Origin of the sequence: Psychromonas sp. KJ10-10 (assembly GCF_047323245.1) — a bacterium.
Classification (GTDB): Bacteria; Pseudomonadota; Gammaproteobacteria; order Enterobacterales; family Psychromonadaceae; genus Psychromonas.
On the sequence record NZ_CP178826.1, the window covers coordinates 3,145,321 to 3,170,794 of the forward strand.

General features: G+C 36.8%; 22 protein-coding genes and 3 pseudogenes. All 25 read right to left on the reverse strand.

Features of this window, described 5'->3' with window-relative positions:
• Nucleotides 1-5: 5 nt before the first annotated feature.
• Nucleotides 6-632: a MarC family protein gene (locus ACLKMH_RS18075; protein WP_413699365.1), complete on the reverse strand. Its 627-nt coding sequence runs from the start codon at nt 630-632 to the stop codon at nt 6-8.
• A 68-nt stretch (nt 633-700) separates the two neighbouring features.
• Nucleotides 701-1,165 carry a Cys-tRNA(Pro) deacylase gene (gene ybaK / locus ACLKMH_RS18080; protein WP_413699366.1) on the reverse strand — a complete coding sequence of 155 codons (465 nt, stop codon included), beginning with the start codon at nt 1,163-1,165 and terminating at the stop codon, nt 701-703.
• Nucleotides 1,166-1,174: 9 nt separating this feature from the next.
• Nucleotides 1,175-1,468, reverse strand: coding sequence for a hypothetical protein (locus ACLKMH_RS18085; RefSeq protein ID WP_413699367.1), 294 nt, complete (start codon nt 1,466-1,468; stop codon nt 1,175-1,177).
• A complete protein-coding gene (locus ACLKMH_RS18090; protein ID WP_413699368.1) occupies nt 1,443-1,787 on the reverse strand; it encodes a pyridoxamine 5'-phosphate oxidase family protein in 345 nt (114 codons plus the stop codon). The genes ACLKMH_RS18085 and ACLKMH_RS18090 overlap by 26 nt, the downstream gene beginning before the upstream one ends.
• Before the next feature lie 23 nt (nt 1,788-1,810).
• Nucleotides 1,811-2,281 carry an ATP-binding domain-containing protein gene (locus ACLKMH_RS18095; protein WP_413699369.1) on the reverse strand — a complete coding sequence of 157 codons (471 nt, stop codon included), beginning with the start codon at nt 2,279-2,281 and terminating at the stop codon, nt 1,811-1,813.
• Nucleotides 2,281-2,856, reverse strand: a complete 576-nt coding sequence (locus ACLKMH_RS18100) for an AAA family ATPase (RefSeq protein ID WP_413699370.1) — start codon at nt 2,854-2,856, stop codon at nt 2,281-2,283. Before ACLKMH_RS18100 ends, ACLKMH_RS18095 begins: the two co-directional genes overlap by 1 nt.
• Nucleotides 2,849-3,151 (reverse strand): AAA family ATPase, encoded by a 303-nt coding sequence (locus tag ACLKMH_RS18105; protein ID WP_413699371.1) that lies wholly within the window; start codon nt 3,149-3,151, stop codon nt 2,849-2,851. The genes ACLKMH_RS18100 and ACLKMH_RS18105 overlap by 8 nt, the downstream gene beginning before the upstream one ends.
• The gene (locus tag ACLKMH_RS18110) at nt 3,123-3,878 is read right to left on the reverse strand and encodes a hypothetical protein (protein WP_413699372.1); all 756 of its coding nucleotides are present in this window, start codon (nt 3,876-3,878) and stop codon (nt 3,123-3,125) included. The genes ACLKMH_RS18105 and ACLKMH_RS18110 overlap by 29 nt, the downstream gene beginning before the upstream one ends.
• Complete coding sequence (locus ACLKMH_RS18115) at nt 3,878-5,251, reverse strand: 3'-5' exonuclease (protein ID WP_413699373.1); 1,374 nt, start codon at nt 5,249-5,251, stop codon at nt 3,878-3,880. The genes ACLKMH_RS18110 and ACLKMH_RS18115 overlap by 1 nt, the downstream gene beginning before the upstream one ends.
• Complete coding sequence (locus tag ACLKMH_RS18120; protein ID WP_413699374.1) at nt 5,248-6,513, reverse strand: UvrD-helicase domain-containing protein; 1,266 nt, start codon at nt 6,511-6,513, stop codon at nt 5,248-5,250. The genes ACLKMH_RS18115 and ACLKMH_RS18120 overlap by 4 nt, the downstream gene beginning before the upstream one ends.
• Before the next feature lie 74 nt (nt 6,514-6,587).
• Nucleotides 6,588-7,541, reverse strand: a complete 954-nt coding sequence (locus tag ACLKMH_RS18125; protein WP_413699375.1) for a UvrD-helicase domain-containing protein — start codon at nt 7,539-7,541, stop codon at nt 6,588-6,590.
• On the reverse strand, nt 7,541-10,873 hold the full coding sequence (gene recC / locus ACLKMH_RS18130) for an exodeoxyribonuclease V subunit gamma (RefSeq protein ID WP_413699376.1): 3,333 nt from the start codon (nt 10,871-10,873) through the stop codon (nt 7,541-7,543). Before recC ends, ACLKMH_RS18125 begins: the two co-directional genes overlap by 1 nt.
• Nucleotides 10,874-11,094: 221 nt before the next feature.
• Nucleotides 11,095-12,060 (reverse strand): annotated as a pseudogene (locus tag ACLKMH_RS18135) (PstS family phosphate ABC transporter substrate-binding protein).
• 201 nt (nt 12,061-12,261) lie between these two features.
• Nucleotides 12,262-14,049 carry a DUF3466 family protein gene (locus ACLKMH_RS18140; protein WP_413699377.1) on the reverse strand — a complete coding sequence of 596 codons (1,788 nt, stop codon included), beginning with the start codon at nt 14,047-14,049 and terminating at the stop codon, nt 12,262-12,264.
• A gap of 6 nt (nt 14,050-14,055) precedes the next feature.
• Nucleotides 14,056-15,962, reverse strand: a pseudogene (locus tag ACLKMH_RS18145) (ABC transporter ATP-binding protein).
• Between the two features lie 89 nt (nt 15,963-16,051).
• Nucleotides 16,052-16,282, reverse strand: a complete 231-nt coding sequence (locus ACLKMH_RS18150) for a glutaredoxin family protein (protein WP_413699378.1) — start codon at nt 16,280-16,282, stop codon at nt 16,052-16,054.
• On the reverse strand, nt 16,275-18,644 hold the full coding sequence (rlmKL, locus tag ACLKMH_RS18155; RefSeq protein WP_413702391.1) for a bifunctional 23S rRNA (guanine(2069)-N(7))-methyltransferase RlmK/23S rRNA (guanine(2445)-N(2))-methyltransferase RlmL: 2,370 nt from the start codon (nt 18,642-18,644) through the stop codon (nt 16,275-16,277). Before rlmKL ends, ACLKMH_RS18150 begins: the two co-directional genes overlap by 8 nt.
• A gap of 203 nt (nt 18,645-18,847) precedes the next feature.
• The gene (locus ACLKMH_RS18160) at nt 18,848-19,231 is read right to left on the reverse strand and encodes a hypothetical protein (RefSeq protein ID WP_413699379.1); all 384 of its coding nucleotides are present in this window, start codon (nt 19,229-19,231) and stop codon (nt 18,848-18,850) included.
• Nucleotides 19,203-19,640, reverse strand: coding sequence for a hypothetical protein (locus ACLKMH_RS18165; protein ID WP_413699380.1), 438 nt, complete (start codon nt 19,638-19,640; stop codon nt 19,203-19,205). The genes ACLKMH_RS18160 and ACLKMH_RS18165 overlap by 29 nt, the downstream gene beginning before the upstream one ends.
• Nucleotides 19,585-20,142, reverse strand: coding sequence for a hypothetical protein (locus ACLKMH_RS18170; protein WP_413699381.1), 558 nt, complete (start codon nt 20,140-20,142; stop codon nt 19,585-19,587). Before ACLKMH_RS18170 ends, ACLKMH_RS18165 begins: the two co-directional genes overlap by 56 nt.
• A 67-nt stretch (nt 20,143-20,209) precedes the next feature.
• Nucleotides 20,210-20,407: a Fe-S cluster assembly protein IscX gene (gene iscX / locus ACLKMH_RS18175; RefSeq protein WP_413699382.1), complete on the reverse strand. Its 198-nt coding sequence runs from the start codon at nt 20,405-20,407 to the stop codon at nt 20,210-20,212.
• Nucleotides 20,408-20,961: 554 nt separating this feature from the next.
• Nucleotides 20,962-21,588: a hypothetical protein gene (locus tag ACLKMH_RS18180; protein WP_413699383.1), complete on the reverse strand. Its 627-nt coding sequence runs from the start codon at nt 21,586-21,588 to the stop codon at nt 20,962-20,964.
• A 667-nt stretch (nt 21,589-22,255) separates the two neighbouring features.
• A complete protein-coding gene (locus ACLKMH_RS18185) occupies nt 22,256-22,519 on the reverse strand; it encodes a hypothetical protein (protein WP_413699384.1) in 264 nt (87 codons plus the stop codon).
• 605 nt (nt 22,520-23,124) lie between these two features.
• Nucleotides 23,125-23,463, reverse strand: a complete 339-nt coding sequence (gene fdx, locus ACLKMH_RS18190; protein WP_413699385.1) for an ISC system 2Fe-2S type ferredoxin — start codon at nt 23,461-23,463, stop codon at nt 23,125-23,127.
• 85 nt (nt 23,464-23,548) lie between these two features.
• A pseudogene (gene hscA, locus ACLKMH_RS18195) lies at nt 23,549-25,413 on the reverse strand (Fe-S protein assembly chaperone HscA).
• Nucleotides 25,414-25,474 lie beyond the last annotated feature (61 nt).

Sequence of the window (25,474 nt, forward strand, 5' to 3'; positions counted from 1 at the left end):
AACTTTTAATACACAGCCCTAAAGACTAAAAAACCCTGTATCCCCGAAAATATAATTTGAGCTCCAATTGCAGAAACAAACAATCCCGTTATTTTAGGCAATATTTCTAAACCTTGTTTGCCCATCAAAACCTGTAATTTATTAGAGGCTAACAAAACACCAGCCAATGAAATTACAGCGGCTAAAAGCGAAAGCGATACTAATAAGGTATCAACAACACCAGTCAACTCTGCACCATAAACCATCAAGATACCAATCATACCAGGGCCGACAACACTGGGAATTGCTAAAGGTACTATGGCAAAATTATCGCGACTAAAGTCACTGCCTCTTGCTTCACTAGTTTCAATATCATTTCCGCCACGCACCATATCTAATGCACTTAAAAATAACACAGTACCCGCACCAATTTTAAATGCCTCTAAGGTAATACCAAAAAGTGTAAAGATATACTTACCAAATAACAGAAATGCTAAGCCTGCGACCATCACGGCCACACTCATTTTTAAAATAACATCTTTCTTCTCTGGTTTAGTTAAGCGCTTTCCTAGTGTTAAGAAAAGTGATAACACAAAAAATGGTGTCATCATAAAAAAGATTTTTAAATATAAGGTAAAAAACTGCTCAACCATGGCTTAACTCTCTAGTGTTTATTTTCAAAAATATTGGCAAAAATATTGGGAAGCGAAAAAACGCGAGACTAACAAATATCCGCACCTTTAGCCATCAATAAACGTTGTAAATTAAGTGGATTTAATGCGATATCTAAGCCCCGCTTTCCGGCGCTAATATAAATTTCTTTAAAGGAAAAAGCACTTTCATGAATAATAGTTTTTAAGCGTTTCTTTTGACCCAATGGACTAACCCCGCCAAGGACATAACCCGTACTTCGTAATACATCTTCTTTGTCAGCCATTTTTGCTTTTTTACTATTAAAGTTTTTTGCCACAAGCTTCATATTTAATTTTTCAGCGACGGGAATAATGGCAACAATTAATTCCCCAGTTTCTAATTGAACCACCAAGGTTTTAAAAACCATTTCACTTGGTAGCCCCAGTTTATCTGCCGCCTCTAAACCGTAGGAGACTGAGTTTTTATCATGAGTATATTCATGAATAGTAAAAGCTATTTTGTGTTTTTTTAATAACTTAGTTGCTGGTGTCATGATGCTTCCTTACAAATCAGTTTGGTAATGACCTTCGACGGCTTCATCAACTTGATCAATAAATTGTTCGTCTGCACCACTATTTTCAGCAATCTCCTTACCAAAGGAAATTTTAATCGGATCTGGCCAGGTATTGCTTTCCCAAAGTTGGCTTCTTAACAATGCCTTTGCACAATGAAAATACGCATTTATCACTGTGACCTCTAATACTAATAATGCATCATGAGACTCTGAGGCTAATTTTTTACATATTAATTCGCCGGTTACTAAACGACACTCACCATGTATTCGTAATGTTTCCATCGTCACCAGGTACAAATAAAAACAACGCAACCTGTGGGCGCCGCAAAATATTATTTAACGAAAAGGCTAATTTATTACCGCGTAACTCGGAAATTAATATTCTGCCTTTATTATCGACTTTAACAAACCCCGCTTTATCTCCCCTTGGGGAAATAGTTGGAAAGCCGAGCTCATCAACTGTTGATAACATTAATAAAGGCGAATGCTTGATAAAATTCAACATACGTGGATTTAAAAAAGAATAGATCTTTTTTACCGCCATTGGTGCTGGTGTACCGATGATTTCAAGAAGTTGTTGTTCACTCTTTATTTCAATCATATTATTGCTCCGTATTTAAACGCTCAACTAAGCGTACTAAAACGTAACGTTTTATCTTTAATCGCACGTGCCATTAAAGGTAAATCGGCAAACAATGTTAATTGCTTTTTAGCGCGGGTAATACCAGTATAAATCAGTTCTCTGGTAACAACTGGTATCTGAGTTTGTGGCAAGGCTAGCACAGTATGATCAAATTCAGAGCCTTGGCTCTTGTGTACAGTCATTGCAAAAACAGTTTCATGGCTAGGCAATCTACTTGGTTGAAAGTCATAAATCAAACCATCCGCCATTTGAAAATAAACTCTTAATTGTTCATTTTCATCTAATAAACATAAGCCAATATCGCCATTGTATAAACCTAAGTGATAATTATTTTGTGTGATCATCACCGGGCGACCAACATACCAGTTTTGAGAAAAAGGATTATTATCGTTATTTATTGAGATCAACCCCGCTTTACTTAATTGCATTTCGGCTAATTGATTTAGCCCCATTACTCCCCACTCACCCTCTCGAATAGCACATAACAATTTAAACTGACTAAAAGTTTTAACAGCTTCTTAGGCAACTCTCGATTATCAGCATCTATTTTTTGTATCTGTTTTAAATAAGGCGCATAGCCAGCCACTATCATCTTAGATAACAAATCATGACTACTTTCATTATTGGCATAATGACTAAGATCTTGGTATTTATTGAACAAAGCCTGTATCTGCTGAAAACTGGCCTTTCCTTGATTAATTGCCATGGCTAAAAAACCTATGCCAGAATATTGATCAAAACGATAACTTTTCCTTAATAAACAAAGTTTATCAGACATATTAGTATTATTACGCGACGGGCTAGTAACAGTAAGTAAACTATCAAACCCCGTTAACTGAGCAAGTTGCGTTGCTTTTTCTTGACTATAGCCTGAGTTAATAAAGGCGCAAATATCTCCTAATACGGCACCTGCTTCCACTGAGGCTAGCTGATCTTTATCACCTAATAAAATTAATCGTGCATGCTCAGGTAATGCCATCAATAATTTTGCCATCAAGGGTAAATCAACCATTGATGCTTCATCCACCAGCGACGAAATCCAAATGCAAACGTTGTTCTTCGTTAAAACGAAAATGATTGCTGTTTGCTTGCACGCCTAATAAACGATGTATGGTGCTGGCTTGGGTAGGGATTTTATCTTTTATCTGCGGATCGATATCAAGCCCTTCAATGGCTTGAGTGATCGATTCCGTTAATCTTGCGGTGACTTTTCCTGTTGGAGCAACCATCTTGATATTTAAATCTTTTCTTACCTGAAGCAATAGCGCAAGCAACTTAGTGACTGTGGTTGTTTTACCTGTCCCTGGGCCACCAGAAATCACACAACGCGCACTTGTCAAAGCAAGAGCGACGACTGACTTTTTGCCAATCACAACGACTCGATAGGGGAATTAATGATTCTAATATAGATAAATCTTCAACACTGTTTGCCTCTTTAAAACAGCTCTCAATTTGGTTCCAATCTAACTGATTATTTTCTATAACATGTAAATATTTTTCACACAGTAGCTTAACAGACTGCTTCTTATCCTCTTGCCAAGCTTGGTATACATATTGGTAATTAACAGCAAACAATCTATCTAACTCAGTTTTCACATCACCTGTGATAATGATTTGGGGCTGATGTAATAGTTTATCGGCAATAAGTTGTTCAAAAAGTGCATAACGACGTAAATACAAAGCATTAAATTGAAGACTTAAGGGCGCTTTATGTTCAGTGTTATCTGTACTAACACAATGAGACTCGGTTAAACGCGCATGTGTTTCATAGTCTGAGCCAGATAAAGGATTTTGTAATAAACAAGATAAACCATAACGTTCACAAAATTGAGATAAATCGGTTTCTGTTTGCACACACTTTTCATTTAATTGCTTCACAATTTCATTTAGTGGCAAACAAACATGTCCTTTGCCCAAATATTCACTGCAAAACATAGCACTTAAAACGGTTAAGTTATCAGCGCCTAATTCACTAATGAATTGCCCAAAGTGGTAATCAATGGCACGCACTAACCCTAAATCTTTCCATCCTTTTAATTCAGCTAGCATTATTTTAACTCCCCTGCGAACAACTTATCGAGCCCATCAATTAAAGCAAAATCAGGTTTATTAAAATAAACACCACAGTTTTTGTCTGATTGCATACCACGAATAAAGGTATAAAAAACACCTCCTATATGTTGCTCATATTGATAATCGGGTAAGCGTGAGCGTAATAACCGATGTAATGCTAAGGTGTATAGTTGATACTGAAAATCATAACGATGATCGACCATCATATTTTCAATATTAGTTTGCTGATAATCTTCAAGACGATCTCCAAGATAGTTTGATTTATAATCTAGGACATAATATTTTCCTTCAAATTCAAAAGTTAAATCGATAAAGCCCTTTAAGAACCCTTGCACACTTTGAAATTGTAATTCGCCTGCTCGACGAGAAAGTGGGTCATACTGTTTGATTAATTTATTCACTTGATAGGAATGGATCGGTTTCATATCTATAAAAAACTGCATCTCTACTTTTTTAGCACTCGGCGTTAATTGCTTTAATGTGATGCTTTGAGACGAATCAATCATTAATGGAAAAGACAATAACTGAGTAAACCATCTTGTTAATATTGGTGTCCAAGCTTCAATATCGTCATAAAGATGCTTTTCAAGTTGAGTCTCAATTATTGAGCTTAGCTCACTTTCATCATCACTCTGAAAATCAATCAGCTCAAAAATCAGGTGTAAAAATGTACCGTGTTTTGCGCCTCTTGGAAAACTAAAAGGCGTCTTCAAAGGCTCTAATAATTCCAGCTCAATGGGGACTTCTTCGATAATATCTGTATCTGTTTTACTGGTATCTGGTGTACTGCCCGGTTGTTGATGCGCAGTATGAAAGCGCGATAACGAAGAGTAACTGGTGATCCACCAATTATTTTCTATTTTACCAACAAACTCAGCAGGTGCTTGCAATGCTGTATTGTCAGAGAGCACCACATATGTATCTTCATTAGCACTAGGTAATGTGCGCACATCAATATTATCACTGCTTTGACACATATTATCTAAACGATCATTCAGGCCTTGAGTATCACCGGCTAATAAATCTTTTCCTGCTTTTAAACAAATATAACCCAGAGCACTTTTAGCTAAGGGACTATTTTTTATTCGCCCTGATTTATAACAGCCAATTCCAATATAACAACGATAAACACTGCGTGTTAAGCCCACATATAACAGGCGTAAATCCTCAGCTAACTGTTCTTTTTCAGCTAAATAAAAATGATCTTTATCATTATCTAAATCATAGAAGAGCTTAAAGTCTTGCGTTGGATCATGATATAAACAGTCCCTCGCCTTTTGATGTAATCCCGTGAAAGGCATAAACACAATGTCATACTCTAAGCCTTTGGATTTATGTAAGGTACTCACTTGGATAAGATTTTTTCACTTTCCAAGCGTTGTTTCTGTTCACTATTATCGCCTTTTACTTGACTAACTTGTTCTGCAAACCAGCGTGTTAAGGCAAAACCACCATCATGTTCAACACTGTTTTTCTGCAATAACTCACTTAAGTGCAACAGATCCGTTAATAAACGTTCTCCTTTAGCATCCTTGAGTAAGCGCTGATTGATACCTTGCTCATTAAACAAGGTATGTAACATGACTAATACACCACGTTTTTGCCACAAAGCTTGATATTCAAAAAATTGCGCTATTTTTTGCTCCCATAATTTTGTATCAGACATTAACTCATGAATTTGCACAGGTGTTAAAGCAAATAGTTTTCCACCTATCGCACTACGCAATAAACGCTCATCTTCGGGTGCTAAACAAGCCTTTAGAATAAATAATAAATCCTTCGCGAGTGGTGTTGCATAAACACTGTCTTTTAAGGAAAGGTAAACACTATTAATATTTTCGTCGAGTAACGCTTTACGTATTAAGGCGGCTTCTTTACCAGTTCTCACTAAGACAGCGATATTATTAGCATCAATCGCTTTCTTTTCTCCTGCAACATTTTCAATATAAGCATTCCCCTGTTGTGACAGCATTAAGATATTTTTTATTTCATTAACACAGCCAGTAGTAATGGATTGTTTAAAACCCTCTGCATTTTCGCCACCAGCAGAAAGAATAAACTGTAACGCCTTTTGTTTGGGGTCTTCAGTATTTTTAATCACTAACTTTTTGCGTTTAATCTCTGGTGCTTTAACCGCTAAAAAAGGTATATCCTGATCATAAATAAAGGGTGCAGGGCAGAATTCAAAAAAGTGGTTAACAGCATCAATCATTTGTGCAGAAGAACGGTAATTATAATCCAAACTATAATGTGCGCTGACATTCTGACGTGCTTTCATATAGGTGAAGATATCGGCGCCACGGAAACTGTAAATCGCTTGTTTAGGATCACCGATCATAAATAAACCTGAACTTCGAGTGACAGACTGGTCTACTACAGATGCCATCGTCTCATCAGTTTGCTCTTCAATTCCATGGTTTGTATAGATCGTTTGGAATATACGATATTGCACCGGATCGGTATCTTGAAACTCATCGATTAAAGCAATCGGATAAGTTGATTTTATTTGCTCCGCTAAATGGTTATCCGGTGAGCTTTGCAGTGCACTATCTAAACGTAATAATAAATCATCGAAGCCAAGCAAACTTTGGCTATGCTTACTCTTTTGCAAATCGGCTCGTATCCAATTCGTCGCTTTTACCAAGATGGTGTTTTTAATAGAAAGATCTTCTTCTAATATTTTTTCTATCTGGGTAAAAACAGCATGTCTGGGTGTTGCCCCTTAGTTGTTTTTTCATCTAAGGTTTTCTGCGAAAATTTAACTAAATTTTTAGGTAAGTCCAATGAACTGCTTTTAATAAAAGCCCAATCAGATATCTCTTTTAACCATTTTGGTAAGTTTGCTTTAGTATAACTACGTTTATTAACACCTGAATGGGTAATAATATCGAAATAATCGGCCTCACTCACTAACCAGTCTGTCTTTAATTTTTCGATTTTAGCGAGACTATTTTCATATTTAAGTTGGAAATCAAAGTCTTCAATGTTAGGAATAAACTGTAAATCCTGGCGTGATAACCACGCGCGTAACTCATTTTTTAGTCGCTCAGGATATTGCCAATAACTAAAGATAAGTTCTGTTAATGGCACAGAAAGGCCATAAAAATGCTTACGCCAAAAATCATTAGTTGCCTGTAATAATAACTGACTGTCATCTTCTAATAAATGTTGTTGAAATAAACTGCCAGACTCAAAGGCATTTTGCATTAACATACGCTGACAAAAACCATGAATGGTATATATAGCGACTTCATCCATTTGTAATTCAGCAAATCGTAACAGACGAATATCAATCGCAAGGTCATCACTTTGATGAATCAGCGCATCAATAAAAGCATCCTTACTCTCACCTTTCATAAAGTCTAAGCGTACTTCAATAATTCTTTCTCGAATTCGACTGCGCAGTTCTGCCGTTGCGGCTTCCGTAAAGGTCACCACTAATATTTTATCAACGGTTAAGGGCACTTGATGAGCGACATTAGGCACACTTTTATTACCATGGCCTAATAACAAACGAATAAACAAACTTGCAATAGTGTAGGTTTTACCTGTACCTGCAGAGGCTTCTATTAAACGCATTCCGTATAAAGGGAAAGTCAGTGGATTTAATGATTCTGGTTTAATATGTTCGTCTCTCATCACTCATCCCCTTCCATACTCTCTGAGTACTCAATAGAACTAATATTAGCTAAAATAGGTTTAAATATTTTAAAAGCAAGCCTCTCAAACTCTAACCAATGATCCTCCAAATTATCATATACGCGGCTAATATAGGGGTCACTTCCCTCTTGAAAACCTCGACTATTAGCAAAAATATCTAGGGCGACGGTTTGTGCCTCTGCGCGGGTTTCAAAATTAATATCCTCTAGGATAAAACAATCAGGTTGCTGTAAATTAACTAAGGTACACCAAGCAAAAGCACTTTGAATAAAAAATGGTAGCGGTTGTTGTAACCCTTGCTCATATAAGTCAATTAATTCATTTAAGCGCTTATAAGCAAAATCTGAGGGAACCTCTGGAAAATAAATACCATTATTTTGCCCTAACAAAGTAGAATTAAGATTTTCCACATGAGTGATACAATAACAAAGGTGCTCTAACCACAGGCTCAAAATATCCTTGCCTCTTATGCCACCTGTTTTAATGCGGACTAAACCATTAGTACAGTGATCGGTTAATTCCCCTAACAAACGTTTTTCAGAAAATTGTATATCAACACTGACGGTTTCCTTTTCACCGATAAAGTAACTTGCGGTGATATCCGCTAAGTCAACCATAGACTGTAAGTCTCGATTAAAAGCTAAGGGTGCAAATTCAGATAGTGGTAATTCACCAGCGGCTTTAATTTCCTGAAACAGGTTCGGCAATGAACGCCCTTCTAAGGCGACTTCAAACTGTTGCCCTTTAAGAAAATATTGTTGTAAATTATCTAAGGCAAAAGGTTCATCGTTATCCTGTTCATGCTCGTCAAGTTCATAATAAATATCTAAGCGACGATTAAAAAAGGTTTTACAGGGATGCTTCAGAAATTGTTTTAGATGTAAAAGTTGTACCTCTAATAAGGGTTCAGCGAGAGGTAAAGTTGCTAGCACTTGACTGGTTTCATCGCTAGGGTTGCTGATTGCCTGCCACCAAATAGGATTATAGGTTTGTAATTTGCCTTTAAAATAAGCGCTACTGAAACTTTGCATCGGATAAAAGTAGCTGATCATGGATAATAACTGCTCACTGGCGACGGGACTTTCATCATCTATATTTTTTTCTAATACAAAACTTTGTAAACAATAATTAATCAATTCAGCGACTAACACTGAACTCATTTTTTCACTATTGTCATTAATATCTCGGCCGATATAACTGATATATAATTTTTCTTGAGCTGAAAGTAATGCTTCTAAAAATAGATAACGATCTTCTTCTCGACGAGAACGATCTCCTCTTTTACGGTGTCCCGCCATTAAATCAAATCCCATTGGTACGATATTACGAGGATAAACACCATCATTCATACCCAACAAACACACCACCTTAAAAGGAATAGATCGCATTGGCATTAGGGTACAAAAGTTGACTTTACCTGCTAAGAATTTTTGGCTATTAGCATGCAAAGAAAGGTGATTTTCAAAATATTCCATTAATACAAATAATGAAATCGATTCATCAAATTGCGCTTCTTCGGTGCCTAATACTAGGTTATCTGCTTGCTCACGAATAAAAGCAAACAGTTCAGTATTATCATCATTCTCACTATAAAAATTATCAATTAATTCATAGATAAAGGCTTGCCATTGTGTGGCGTTATAATCTTGTTTTAATTTTTCTTCCAACTGCATCAAGCTATCAATAAAGTCTATTAATCGGCCTAACAAATCCCCCTGTAATCCTTGCACATCATCATAGGGTGAAATACCTTCAAATAAACCATCACCCATTGCATAACCAAGCAACATGCGTTTTAAGCCAAACAACCAACTATTTTGTGATATTTTAGGCAAGTCCCATTGTTCGCCACTTTGTTCATTTAAGCCCCAGCGTATACCACTCTCATTGATCCATTTTTGTAATAAAATAAAGTCATTCTGAGACAGTTTAAAACGTTGCAAAATCGCAGGTACTTCTAATAACCCAAGGATATCTTCGCGGGTATAACGGCTTTTATTAAGATTTAATAATTGTAGGAAGCTAACTAAAATAGGGTTTTCTTGTTGTGCACTGACATCGGAAATCGTAAAGGGAATATAACGATTAGAGTCTGCCCCTTGATTAGCAAATACAGCCTGAACATAGGGTGCGTATTGATCAATATTAGGCACCATAATAATAATGTCTTTAGGAGTTAATTTGTCATCAAGGCTAAACATAGTTAACAGATTATCGTGCAGAATTTCAACTTCACGCATAATGCTATGGCTAATATGTAAGGTTAATGACTGGTCCTGCTGTTTAATAATTTTTCGCCCAGTTGCTCGTAAACTTAAAGCTTGACTACTATCCTGAAGTTCTAATATATCCGCTTGAATATGGTGTAATAAGCTATCTCTATTTATATCTACAAAGGCATCGATTTCATTTTGTTCTAAGCTATATAACTGATAAAGAAAATCACGCCCCATCTTACCCATTGACGCTAGCAGTGGATTACCCACCTCACTTTGCTCATCTTCACTTAAGGCCCAATTCAGATGCGCTTCATCCTTTTGCCAGCTAGATGCTTCAAGTGTTTGTATCTCACCTTGATCTACTTTTAACTTTTGACGTTGCATCGCAAAACGTTTTGCTAATAATTTAGGGTCAACAATATCACCCCAGTAATAACGACAGGGATTACTTAATAAAAAGTGCACATCACAGTGTTTTGATAGGCCTAATAAAGCCTGTAAATAGGATTCGGGTAAGGTAGAAATACCAAATATAAAGATACGTTTTGGTAAATGATGCAGACTGTCTGCATTGTCTAATTGCTTTAAAAAAGCTTTATAAAGGCCGGCACGATGATACGCTTTTCCCTGCTCATTAAAGCTTAAGGTTATTTTTGTACTCAGTTTTTTCCATAGTTTAGCTTGCCAACGTTGCTCTCCAATCCACAATGGCATCGCTTCTGGATAATTGTCTTTCCAAAGACTGATTAACTCGCTATCAACACTCTCCCAATTATCAATCCATTCCGGGCGATACACTAAATATTGATCAAAAATATCCGCTATTTTTTGACTCAATTGAAATCGTTTACGGCCTTCATCATCATCTTCTAAATAATGTGCCAGTGCTGAAAAATCAGGATCGGTTAAACACTCAGGTAAAAGTTGCATAATATGCCAAGTCATTGACATTTTATTAAAGGGACTACTTTCCGGCACGTCGTCTAAAAGTTGCGTAAATTGTTTCCAAATAAAGCTCGCAGGTAACGGAAAATCAATATTGGCGACTATGCCTGTTGATGTAGCAATTTCTAACTGTAACCACTGGGCCATGCCAGGACTTTGTACTAAAACGGTTTCATTATCAAAGGGGTTTTCAAGGGGAGATTCTTTGCATTAATGCAACTAATAAATCTTTAAGAAGAGAGAGCTGATTAGAATGATAAACTTGAAACACAAACACCTACCTTATTATCTGCAGAGATGCTTGTTAGTATACAAAAAACAGCGCACAAGGCGCTGTTTTATTTGCAAATATTAGCTTAATTTAAAAATTAAAGACCTAATTTTGCTAGCTCTTTCTCAACTACTGCGGCAGGTAATGGAATGTAACCATCTTTTTCAACAATGTATTGACCTTGTTGAGATAGAATCATTTTTAAGAACTCAGTTTGTAATGGAGAAAGTGGTTTGTTTGGGTGCTTGTTTACGTAAACGTATAAGAAGCGAGATAATGGATATTTACCAGCAATTGCATTTTCCATTGTTGCTTCTACGAATTCACCGCCTTTCTTAGAAAGTGCAACGGCTTTAACGCCTGCAACTTTATAACCAATACCTGAGTAACCGATTGAGTTAAGTGAAGAAGAAACTGATTGTACAACTGACGCAGAACCAGGTTGTTCATTTACACTGTTTTTAAAGTCACCTTTACAAAGCGCATTGCTTTTGAAGTAACCGTAAGTACCAGATACTGAGTTACGACCGAATAATTGGATATCTTTACCAGCCCAGCTACCTGTTAGACCAACATCAGACCAACGAGTAACGTCTTTATCGTGACCACATTTTTGAGTAGCAGAGAAAATCGCATCAACTTGTTTAATGCTTAGACCTTCAATTGGGTTATCTTTGTTTACAAATACTGCTAGTGCATCGATTGCAACACGAGCTAGGAGTTGGTTTGTAACCGTAACGTTTTTCAAATGCTTCGATTTCTTTAGACTTCATTGCACGACTCATTGGACCGAACTGAGAAGTACCTTCAGTTAGTGCTGGTGGAGCAGTAGAAGAACCAGCGACTTGAATTTGGATATTGATGTTTGGGTAATTTACTTTAAATTCTTCCGCCCAAAATGTCATCATGTTAGCAAGTGTATCAGAGCCAACAGAAGAAAGGTTTCCTGAGATACCACTTACTTTTTCATAGCTTGGTAATCTTTGCTTGCAGAAACAGAAGTTGCAACAGTGAATAATGATGCGCTAAGTGTCATAGCCGTGGCTAATTTTTTAAGTTTCATCTAAAACTCCGTGTAGATAGTATTTTAATTTACATAATTAATTATCTTATTAATCATTTAATAAGAAGTGGTTCACCCCTTGGCGATGACGCTAATATGCCCATCTTTTGTGACACTTTAATGACAAATGAAATTAATTTAAAAAAAAGCCTGTTAACTTAATTAACAGGCTTTTTAATTTATCTATTTTTAATCGTTATATTATCGATAAAAACGGCGTATAAATACTAACGGAAGCGTAAATATCCATAACCAGAATGTAGCACCACCTTCACGTTCATAGGTATCATCATCTGAACTATGCAGGTCTGATTCCCAACAGTTAGGACTATCATTTGGTGACAACGCGCTATTTGGAGTTAATTTAAAGGCAGTTTGAACCCCATTTGTTCTATTAGTGTAATCATCATTATTTTCATAAACATAACCATCCGCCAATACCACATTATTTTCACTGATCACTCGTGCGGTGGTGATACGAATATAAGGAGATGTTACGACACCATCTGTTTGACTACAAATCAGATCATTAATTAACCAACCTTGGTTTTCACTATTATCGAATAAAAAAGCGGCTTGCTCACGAGGGCTAGCCCCATAAACAGGATCGGTTTGATCATAGTCATCAACTTCACCAACGAACCAATTTGATTCATTTGCATCATAAATCCGGCTATTTGCTCCATTTTTGGAAACGAAATAACTATCATTTTCCAAACGTTGTTCAGTATTGGCAACTTTTTTATTCAGCAATGGAAATGAAATACTGTCGGTTGTGCTGTCATAAACAAAAAATTCAATCGCCTGATTACGTGATTTTACCGCGTTATATTCACGGTTACCCGTTACTAAACCTGCATCAGAAATAGTAAGCGCCCAAGTATTATAAATAGAATCTTCTTGGTCACCAATATCATCGGTTACAGCTGTAATTTCAACGGCTTCACCATAAACACCATCTGTTGGTTTCATTAGCGTTGCTCGTTGACGCGCACCTTCAGCACTATTACTGTATTCAAAGGTGGATGTTCCTACCGCCGTTTCGGATGCATTGATATCAAAAGCATTTGCACTGTAAGTAACGTAATCTTGATTTTCAGTATTATCATCTAACCAAGTTGTTGCTAATGCCGATCCTGTTAATTCTGTATCCGTTGCTCCATTATTAACAATATCAGTCACATCCCAAGCCCAAGCCTGGGTATCAAAACCAGGACAATAGACTAAGTCGTTAATATCATAAACATCATCTGTTTCATCACTATTAAAGCAGTAATCAAAATATTCATCATCATCTTCAGGAAATGAACGACTTGAGGCTCCAACGACAATGACAGTATCACCTACTTCTTTAATTTTATAGGCACTACTAAAACCACCATCAGTGGTAAATTCCGGCATCAAAGAAACAACCGTACCATTTAGTGATTGAATAAATGCACGACGAACAAAGTCACGTTCTCCATCACTATATGGGCCTGAAGAGTGGCCAATGATGTAGTTAACACCAGCACTACTGGTGTAAACATCAGTCACGGTAACATCGGTCGTATTGCCACCTAAATCAAAGGGAAGCACCATGCCATTGTCTGCCATTGATGATAACGTATTAGCCATCATATAGCTTTCATATGAGCCATCATCTGCATCCGCCTGCGCATTTCGCCAAGCTTTATAAGCATTATAATAACTCGATAATTCTGAACTCTCACTACCATAAAATTGCAATTCACAAAGCACGGAGTCATATTGACATTCTTTGTTAAAGGTAAAAGGTAATCCAATATCGATATTACTTGATATTGATGCCTTAGTGGAATTGGTTGCAATAAAGTCTTCATCTTCAGACATAGCTTTAGGATATGGACCATACAAAGCATTATCAGCAGTAACATTTATGGTTTCAATGGTAAAATAAGGCTCATCCTGCGCCAATACATTATCTGCCATCAACAAAATAAGTGAGGCTACTGTAACTTTCAATTTCATGTAGGGTTATTCTCCGTTTTTTAACTCTTCTAAATGTTCCCAGCGTTCAAATGCGACCTCTAATTTTTCTTCGGTGGTAGCAAGTTCAGCAAGAAATTTATCTGCATCTTGTTTGTCTTTAGTAAAAAACTCAGCAGTATTAATCGTGGCTTGCAAAGATTCAACTTTAGCCTCTAAAGCTTCCAATTCTCTTGGTAAAACTTCTAATTCTAACTGCATTTTATATGAAAGTTTTTTAACTGGTTTTGCTTGAGTCTTTGGTTTAGCAATATTTTTTTCAGTTTTAACTTTTTTCTCTGCAATAACAGGCTTTTCACTTTGTGCTTTATGACGCGTTGCATCACTAAAACCACCAACAAATTGCTCAATATTACCGTTTCCATCGAAGAACCAAGTATGCGTCACCGTATTATCAACAAAACTACGGTCATGGCTCACTAGTAATAAGGTACCTTGATAGTCTGCTAATAATTCTTCCAATAATTCAAGCGTTTCGACATCAAGATCATTGGTAGGTTCATCGAGAATTAATAAATTATTTGGTTTTAAGAAAATCTTAGCTAAAAGAAGACGGTTTTTTCACCACCAGAAAGTGCTTTAACAGGCGTTCTTGCTCGTACAGGATGAAATAAAAAATCTTGTAAATAACCTAATACATGACGCTTAGCACCATTAACTTCAACTTCTTGTTTACCCTCTGCAAGGTTATCCATTACAGATTTTTCAGGATCTAAGGTGTCACGGTATTGGTCAAAGTAGGCGACTTCTAATTTAGTACCACACTTCATGGTACCTGAATCAGGTTGAAGTTGATCTAAGAAAAGTTTTAAAACGGTACTCTTACCACAACCATTTCGTCCAACAAAGGCGATTTTATCGCCACGCATGATAGTCGTAGAAAAGTCTTTTACAATACATAAATCATCGTAACTGTATGCGACATTTTCCGCTTCAAAAATAATTTTACCTGAGCGACTCGATACATCGATATTGATTTTAGCTTTACCCTGTACGTTTTGACGATCTGAACGTTCATTACGTAATGCTTTTAATGCTCGAACACGCCCTTCGTTACGAGTACGACGTGCTTTAATGCCTTGGCGGATCCATTTTTCTTCGATTGCTAATTTGCGGTCAAACTCAGCATTTTGTTCTTCTTCAACACGTAATGCTTCTTCTTTAGCAACCAAGTATTCATCATAACCACCCGGCCATGAGCTTAAATTACCGCGGTCAATATCAATAATCCGTGTTGATAAACGGCGAATAAATTCCCTATCATGGCTGATAAACACAATTGAGCCTCTAAAGCTCATTAAGAATTCTTCTAACCATTCAATAGTACCAACGTCTAAATGGTTAGTCGGCTCGTCAAGTAATAATAAATCAGGATCATTTACTAAGGCTTTAGCTAAGGCCACTTTACGTAACCAACCACCAGAAAGTTCATTTAAATTAGTATCAGGTGAGATAGCTAATCTATCTAAAATTTGATTAATTTTACTGTCTAATTGCCAGGCATCTAACTGATCTAAATTTTCTTGTAATTTAGACAATTTATTAAGCTCTTTCTCGCTACAATCTTCTGCTATAACCAGTAACTGATGATGATAAGCTTTTAGGACATCACCCGCTTCATCCATACCAGAGGCTACAAAGTCATAGGCACTCATGGTATTAGCTGAAGGAGGATCTTGCTCTAAACGTGCAACAGTAACATCTTTATTAATCAGTAATGAGCCATCATCCAGTTGAATACGTCCGTCTAAAACTTTTAATAAGGTTGATTTACCTGCGCCATTTCGGCCAACTAAACAGACTCGTTCATTGGGTTCAATAACTAAATTTGTTTTATTTAATAATGGATTATCACCAAAGGCGAGCTCTGCATTATGTAAGGTTAATAGTGCCAATTTATTGATTCTCTTTATTTAAAATAACTGAGCATGTTTTATTAAACACAATTGCTAAGTATTTATGAATTTTAATTTTACTGCTCGTATTAATCACGAGCGCTAAATTGTTGTAATTGTTGTAGTGAAAAAGGCCAATTAAGGATTGCCCCCTGTTCATTTTCTACAACAGGAATAAGTGTCCCGTATAATTCAACTAAAGCCTGAGAGTCAACAATATCAACTTTTTGATAACTCAGGTTGAGTTGTTCTAATAACTCAATCGCGTCATCACAAAGATGACAGCCATCGGTATAATAAAGGGTCACACAGCTAGTCATGTTTAGTTAAAATCCAACATTGATGAATTTTCGCGTTACGCTTAAAGTCCTCGGGAATAGAGGCTTTAGAAATATCTTTAATATAAAAACCTAAGGCTTTAACTGCCTCAACATCTAATTTAAAGTTACGTTTATTATTAGAGAAAATAATTTCCCCGCCATCATTTAAACGTTCACTTGCAGAGGTGAGTAGCGCAATATGGTCATCCTGCACATCAAACACATCACTCATACGTTTTGAGTTTGAGAATGTTGGCGGATCAATGAAAATAAGATCAAACATTTCATGGGCATGTTGCAACCATTTAATACAGTCTTGTTGAATAAACTGATGCTTACCTTTGATGCCATTTTCAGCAAAGTTCTTTTCACCCCAAGCCAAATAAGTATTAGACATATCTACGCTGGTTGTAGATTTCGCGCCACCAAGTGCGGCATGAGCAGAGGCCGTTGCGGTATAACAAAATAGGTTTAAGAAGTCTTTTCCTTTCGCCATGTTAGCGATTTTCAAACGCACAGGTCGATGATCTAAAAACAAACCGGTGTCTAAGTAATCCTGCAGGTTAACAATTAATTTTGCTTGTCCTTCATGCATAATCAAAGATTGCTTTTTAGCATCAATCTTTTCGTACTGTTGACGCCCTTTTTGACGTTCACGTACTTTGATAATTAATTTATCATCGGAAAGATTAAGCATATAACGTACGGTAGAAACCACATCTAAAAAGCGACGACGAACTTTACCTAACTCAATTTCTTTTGGCGCACGATATTCCTGAATAATGATGTATTCACCATATCTATCGATAGCCACATTGTACTCTGGTAAATCGGCATCATACATACGGTAACATTCTACGTTTTCACGTTGCGCCCACTTCTCTAATTTCTTTAGATTTTTAGTTAAACGATTAGCAAACGCTTCCGAGTAAATAGCAGGTTTAATCTGTTTTGCTTCTTTAAAAACAATTTCAGATTCACTTTCTTGCGCCATTTCAAATGATTCATCAGCTTCAGGCGCTTCATCACCACGGCCCATTGTCCACGGGTTTATTTTTTCTGTGTTTTCTGTTTCTTCTGTTAATTTATTAAGTTCTTGTGCTTTTCGTTGTGCACCTTTTTCATCATTTTTGTGGCTATATTTACTGCTAATATCACCATAAATATCATTGCTTGTTTCTTTTTTAACAGTATCAACAGGCGCTTTTACCGCATTACGCTTAGGGGAAATTCGATAATTTTTTAAAACACACTCAATCGGACCATTAAAGAATTTATAACTTCTGCCTGCACGCATACCTAAACAACTTAATAGCTCAGTATCCATGGCAAACATTGATAAATTCCATCCCGCAAAGGCATCCTTGAAATGCACACCTAATTCAGTATAAAGCGTGATGGTATCGCTAAAGCCACCTAAACGTTCGCCATAAGGAGGATTAGAAATAATCATGCCCGTTTCTAACTCTTCTGGCGGCATTATTTTTTTCGCATCTTGTACTGAAAACTCAATCAGTTCAGCAACACCTGCTCGCTGGGCGTTTTGCTTAGCAATGCGGATCATCTCTTGGCTTAAATCGGAAGCATAAAAGCGAGTTTCACAATCTTTAACCGCGCGTTTTCCGTAAACCTGTGCCGATGTTTTTAATGTTTTCCAACATTCAGCATCATGCTTCTTCCACTTTTCAAAACCGAAACTTGGACGTAAAGAACCTGGTGCAATATTTAATGCCATCATAGCGGCTTCAATCACAACGGTTCCCGAACCACACATAGGGTCGAGCAATGCTTCACCTTTCCAACCACTGCGTTTAATAACACCGGCGACTAAGGTTTCACGCAAAGGTGCTTCACCAGCAATGGTACGATAACCACGAATATGTAACGGTGAACCTGAAAGGTCTAAATAAATAGAAGCTTTATCTTTCCATAAACGGCCATTAAAACGAATGTCAGCATCGCGCTTTTCAACATTTGGACGTTGTTCATCAAACTTTTTGCGGAATCGGTCAACAATGGCATCTTTAATTTTAAGTGCGCCAAACTGGGTATTACGGATTTCATCATTGGCGCCAGAAAAATCGATAGAGAAAGTACTATTAATATCGAAATGCTCTTCCCAGGGAATGTTGCTACAACCTAAATAAAGATCTAGCGTTGTTACTACTTTGAATTCACTTAATTTCAGTAATACACGAGATGCAAAGCGAGACCATAAACAAACTTGGTAACCTTGTTCTAGAGAACCATCGAAACTCACCCCACCGTTAATTTGTTTAGGGTTTTCAATACCCATCTCTTTTAGTTCAGCCTCAAGTAATGGGGCTAAACCTTTTGCGGTTGGTAAAAAGTAACTTTGCATATTTTGCATATTGGTTCTCTGGAATTAATTAAAAAAGTTAATAGCAATCTACTTAAGTATCTCGTCAATCTGTTGCTGAAATGCTTCAAATTTTGACCATTCAATTACTTGAAATGCTATAAAATAAAATGTGTGTAGTATACGCGTTAAAAACAAAAAAACACGGTAAAAACCGTGTTTTTCAAGACTCAAAGCAATAACAACTAGGCCAAAAGTATTTCGCTGATCATCATTACGCCATGTCCTTTGTCGCCAGCAGACCAAGAATCCTGTGTGCCAGCTTGATAACTACCCGATAGGTCAAAATGCAACCAGTTTTTCTCAGGTGTTTTAACAAAATGAGCTAAGAAAGCACAGGCTGTAGAAGCTCCCGCGCGACCTTCTCCACTTGAAATATTAGCAATCTTCGCAAAGGAAGAATTAATTTGTTTCATATGGAAAGCTTCAAAGGGTAAACGCCATAACATTTCGTTAGTTGATTTTGCGCTTTGCTCAGCTAATTTGACAAACTCATCATCCATTGACAAAACAGAGTTGTAATCACGCCCCACCGCCATTTTAGCGGCCCCTGTTAAGGTTGTCTGCATCAATAATGCGAGACGGATTATCTTCCTGAGCGGCTAATAAACCATCAGCTAATACTAAACGCCCTTCAGCATCTGTATTTAAAATTTCAGCCGTTACTCCGTTTTTATAGGTGATCACATCACCTAATTTAAAAGCATTTCCACTGACTAGGTTTTCTGCGCAACATAAATAAAGTTTTACACGTTTTTGCAGACCATTAACAATTGCTAAAGCCAATGACCCAGCTAGGGTTGCTGCGCCACCCATATCACTTTTCATAATAGCCATACCAGCACTTGGTTTTAAGCTATAACCACCAGAATCAAATGTGATCCCTTTACCTACTAAGGCAAATTCTACTGGTGCATTTTCATCACCCGTTGGATTGTAATCCAATTGCAACATAGCAGGCGGACGAGCTACTGCCACGGCCTACTTGGTAAATACCGTGAAACTCTTGCTCAAGTAATGCTTCACCACTAATAATTTCATATTTAAGATGACTTTCATCTGCTAAAACATGTTTAATTAAATCCGCTGATTTTGAACATAATAGTTCAGGGTAAAGCGCTTCAGGCCCAAGGTTAATAGTATTACGTACCCACTCTACAATTAGTTTACGAGAGGTTAACTGTTGTAATTCTTCCTCTGAAATGTCACCAAAACTAAGTTGAGCGCCTTTTTTAGCATTAAATAAACCTTGGCTAAATGCCCAGCGTAATTCAACATCCCAATGCTCCCCATCTAGTTTTAGGTTACGAAGAGACATTCCATCTAATTTGCGAGCGACACTTTGTACTTGGCGATATAGTGGACTAGCTTTATCAAGATGAATGGTGACTTTATTTTCTGAGAAACTGATTAATGCATCTTCATCCCATAATGATGAAGCGGGTTCGAAACTTAATAAGACTAAAAACGGGTTGGACATTTTATTTCCTTTCTAAAGGTAAACTTAAAGGTAAGCTGAAATTTACGTTGTGCTTTAAAATTGTAAATTACAATTCTTCAATCCAGCATTGCTGAATGGCTTCTAATATTCGTTCGTCGCTATGCGCGGGATCATCATCAAATTCTTCAAGTGCGAGTACCCATTCACGTAATTCGGTAAAACGAAGTTGGGTGGGATCTTGTTCTGGATGTTCTTCTATTAATGCGATGGCGATGTCGAGAGAATCGATCCATTTAAGTGACATGTGGTTCTCCTTGTATCGTCGCGATTACTGGGTTGATGGTGTTTTGTGACGCTTTGTTTATTAGTTGATTAAACGCTAACTCAGGAGGAATGGCAAGGGGTTATCGGCGGCAGTGTGATTTATTTTGGCGTGATTTGGTGTTGCATATTTTTCAATTAGGATGACTAAAACTCTTCTATTGCCATTTTGTTTTTTAGTTCGTCGAGCTCATCCAGTCAGTTTTATGAGCTTATATATCATTGGTTTCGCCTTGAAGGCGAGTCACTTTTTCTCAACAGCAAGAAAAAGTAACCAAAAAGTGCCGTTCCGAAACGTTTTTTAATCTTGCTAAATAAATCCCTTTATAACGCACCAGCTCGGACCGCACATCCCTGTGCGGAGCCGAACTTAGTTTCGGCATCCATGCCTCACTTGCTAAAGGAATTGATTTATCAAGAAAAACGTAACGGAAACCTTGTGTGTGCGCATTGAGGCTAATTATAAAATGCTAAGAAAATAACTTAGGTAGATTTAATACCCGGTTCATGAAAATAATCGAATTAAGTTTTAATTTATTAAATATCAAGAATTTTTTCACGTAATTTTAGAAACTCTTCTTTGCAAGACGAATTTCTTTGTAATATTTCTTCCAGATTATTTTTTTGCATTTCTCTTATTGTTTGACGAGAGTTCAACTGAAAAATTTTATACAAAGTTTGTATCTTTTTAGTATTATATTCACTAATAACATTAGGGTTGATGATAGAGTTTTTATCTAATTTCTGAAAACGCTGAATTTTAGTGTAAGCTAGCCAATATTTATGTTCATTCTCTTTATATATTTGTAATTTATTTTGCTCTATTTTGTTTAACTCATCAGAGTAATCATTTACATTTTCTTTTTTTAGTAAATCATTTTCAGCAAAATAATGTTGCATCATTGATGAACATAAATCATTAAAATGGTCTTCTAAGTCGTCAATCAAAAAATCCAGTTTTTTATTTTTATATTCTTTTTTCCACAAATGAATATTAAAAATTGCTAATATGACACCCAAAACTGTTGTAATGCTAGCAATTATGCTGAAATACTTCGTTAAATTATCGAGACTAAAACTCGAAATAGTAAACAAATAGCCTGTTACAATACCTATTGTTAAAAGGGCAATACAGCAAATAAAATATACAAATGTACTATACAAAATAAATTAACCTTAATGAAAAACACTTCTAGGTAACATCATTGTATCAAGTAACCGCAATAAAACTCAAAATTTAATAAAACCTCAAAGTTTTGTTGGACAATCACAAACAAAAGTACACCTTGTATTATGTGAGAATAAGAGTGGTTATCAAGCTCCCCTTTACATTTTCCTTGTGCTATTAATCACTTCAGCAAGTCACGGCATGGATGCCGTGGCTAAGTTCGGTTCCGCACAGGGATGTGCGGTCCGAACTGGTGCGTAATGAAGTGATTCATCGCACAAGATTAGAAAATGTTATGGGCGGTTTTCTTTTGGTTCTGTTTTCTTTGTCCGTATAAAGAAAATGAACTCGCCTACAGGCGAAACCTCTGCAATGTAAGCTTAATATCTGACTGGATGAGCGAAGCGAAAAGTAAAGCGAAACAAACACACGATACCCTATTCTTCCTTTGGCAGTTAAAAGGAAAGTGACTCGCCCACAGGCGAAACTTCAGTAAAATAAGATCAATTACCGACTGGATGAGCAAAGCGAACTAGAAAAGCACATTAGAGAAAATTTTAAAACATGACCGCAAAAAAGCAAAAAAGCTTAATCAATCAGCGCTTTTGAGAGATATCAAACTAAATAACAACGACTACATTTTATGTAGCTAAAAACGATTCATTAATCTCTGCATGTCATTGAAAACCTGCTACCAACACGCCTATCAGTGGCTTCTATTGTATCTCTATTTTTAATCTCATTAATTTCTGTTTGAACACAAGTTGCAAAAGCGTCGGTAGACTCTTTAAAGCCATAAGTTAAACAAGAAGCCCTTACTTCATTTAATACTTTCAAATCATGCTCTGCTTTATATTGCTCTAGCGTTTCACAGCCAGAAAGCAACAAGACAATAATCATCGCAAGTATATATCGGTAAATTTTCATATTTTTCTATATCCTAATAAAGAATTAAGTATCTAAAAAAGTAAAACAAAAATATCTTACTCCAATGAAATTAATATTAAAGTTAGGCTCAATGTTAATACGAAACTCTGTCTCGCTTTCTCATCGTTTTGTTGCCTAAAATGCGAAACTCTAGTCTGATAATTAAGTTTTAGAATCAATGCGTCTGGAGAGCTCCCCTTTACATTTTCCTTGTGCTATTAATCACTTCAGCAAGTCACGGCATGGATGCCGTGGCTAAGTTCTGCGAGGATTTTTTCATCATGTTTTGAAAAAGATTAATTATCTTTTTATAGGATTTAAACAAAAACTAGAAGTCAATTCAGAGAAGTGTGCGGTCCGAACTGGTGCGTTATAAAGTAATTATTCAGACAAGATTAGAAAACGTTATGGGCGGCCTTTCCTTTGGTTACTTTCCTTTGGCCGTTCAAAGGAAAGTGACTCGCCAACAGGCGAAACCACTGTAAAGTAAGCTCAAACACTGACTGGATGAGCAAAGCGAACTAGAATAATTAAAAAAATAAAGCAAAAAAAAACGCTTAATCAATAAGCGCTTTCGAGGGAGATATCAAACTAACCAAAAACCATTAATGATTCTCAGAAACAATATTAACCGTATATTTCGGGATCTCAACAACCAGATCCTCATCCGCAACACATGCCTGACAACCTAAACGCGATTCTGGCTCAAGTCCCCAAGCCTTATCAAGCATATCATCCTCAAGTTCATCACTTTCTTCAAGAGAATCAAAACCCTCACGAATAACCACATGACAAGTTGTACAAGCACAAGACTTCTCACAGGCATGTTCAATATGAATATGATTTTCCAATGCAAGATCTAGCACCGTATCCCCTTCCTTTGCTTCAATAACAAGGCCATCTGGGCATAACTCTTCATGGGGTAAAAATATTACTTTTGGCATTCTCAATTACCTTAAAATTATTTAACTATTGTTCATTATTCAGAGTACCCGTTAACGTGATCCCCTGAGTCATTATTTTTCTTAACTAGATCTTATCAACTGATTGCCCAGTTAGTGCGGCATTGATTGAGGCATCCATTCGCAGAGATGCGTAATGGTCAGTCAATTTATCAATCGCTTTTAAGGCTTCTTTGATAGCTTCAACATCATTACCTTGACCAATTCTTGCTAACACTTCAATATTTTCTTCAATCACTTTAAACTCATCGTCATCGAGTAATTTATGGCCATCTTTTGCAAGTGCGCCTTGAAGGTTTTCAATCACACGTTTTACTTCAACTTGTTGTTCAATCAACATGCGTGCTTCAATATCTTCTTGAGCGTGTGTTTGTGAAGCACTCAGCATCTCCATTACCTCTGAGTCACTCAAACCAAATGAAGGTTTTACTTCAATATTCGCCTGTACACCAGAAGATTTTTCCATCGCTGTTACGCCTAATAAACCATCGGCATCAACTTGGAAAGTAACACGTATATGGGCGGCACCAGCGGCCATTGGCGGAATACCTGTTAACACGAATTTAGCCAATGAACGACAATCTTTAACCTGTTCACGCTCACCCTGTAAAACATGGATCAGCATCGCGGTTTGACCATCTTTAAAGGTAGTAAATTCTTGAGCTCGTGCAACCGGGATAGTGGTATTTCTTGGAATTACTTTTTCAACCAACTCACCCATGGTCTCAAGACCTAAGGACAGCGGTAATACATCAAGTAATAACATATCAGAATCGGGTTTATTACCCACTAATATATCAGCTTGAATAGCGACACCAATTGCTACTACTTTATCTGGGTCAATTGAGGTTAATACCTCACGATTAAAGAATTCAGTCACTTTACTACGCACTAATGGTACGCGTGTTGAACCACCAACCATCACAACTTCTGATATTTCCTCTAGGAAAACATCAGCGTCTTTTACCGCACGTTTACAAGCTCGTAGGGTTTTCTTAACTAATTTTTCAATTAAAGATTCAAATTGTACTTTGCTTAGTGTTAACTGCGCATCAATGCTTGATAAATTAATATCAACCTGATCAACATCACTCAGTTGTTGTTTAGTGGCACGTGCTACTTTTAATAACTCTTGTTGCAATTGAGGTGTTGGTTTACCTGTAATATTTGCTTCAGCTTTTATCCATTCAACAATAGTATGGTCAAAATCATCACCACCTAATGATGCATCACCGCCCGTTGCAAGCACTTCAAAAACACCTTTATGCAAACGTAAAATAGAGATATCAAAGGTACCGCCACCTAAATCATAAACCGCGATCACTCCTTCTTGCCCAGAATCTAATCCGTAGGCAATGGCGATGACTGTTGGTTCATTTAATAAACGTAAAACATGCAATCCCGCTAAACGAGCGACATCCTTTGTGCCTTGACGTTGCGCATCATCAAAGTAAGCAGGCACAGTGATAACAACACCGTCTAATTCATCTTTTAAGGTATCGATTGCGCGTTGTTTAAGTGTCTTTAATATTTCACTAGAAGCTTGAACCGCATTAACAACACCATTTTGAGTGATAATTTCAACCAGATTACTTTTTGCATCATCACTTTCGTTAAATTCGTAGGGTAAATGTTTTTGGTCAATGTCGGCTAATGATTTACCAATTAAACGTTTCATTGAGACTAAGGTGTTTAATGGGTCAATCATGAGTTGTTTCTGCGCTTCTACGCCCGTAGTTATTGTCTGATTTTCACCATAATGGATAACTGAAGGCAACATATCTTGTTGGTTGATATCGACTAATGTATTAGCAACACCACTACGTACTGTTGCGACTAATGAGTTGGTTGTTCTAAGTCAATGCCGACTGCAAGTTTATGTTGATGGGGAGTCGCCGATAAACCGGGCTCTGCAATTTGGAGTAATGCCATACAGTTATAACCTTTAATTCTTAATTTGTGACCACTCAGCTGTTTATAAAGCACAGATTCA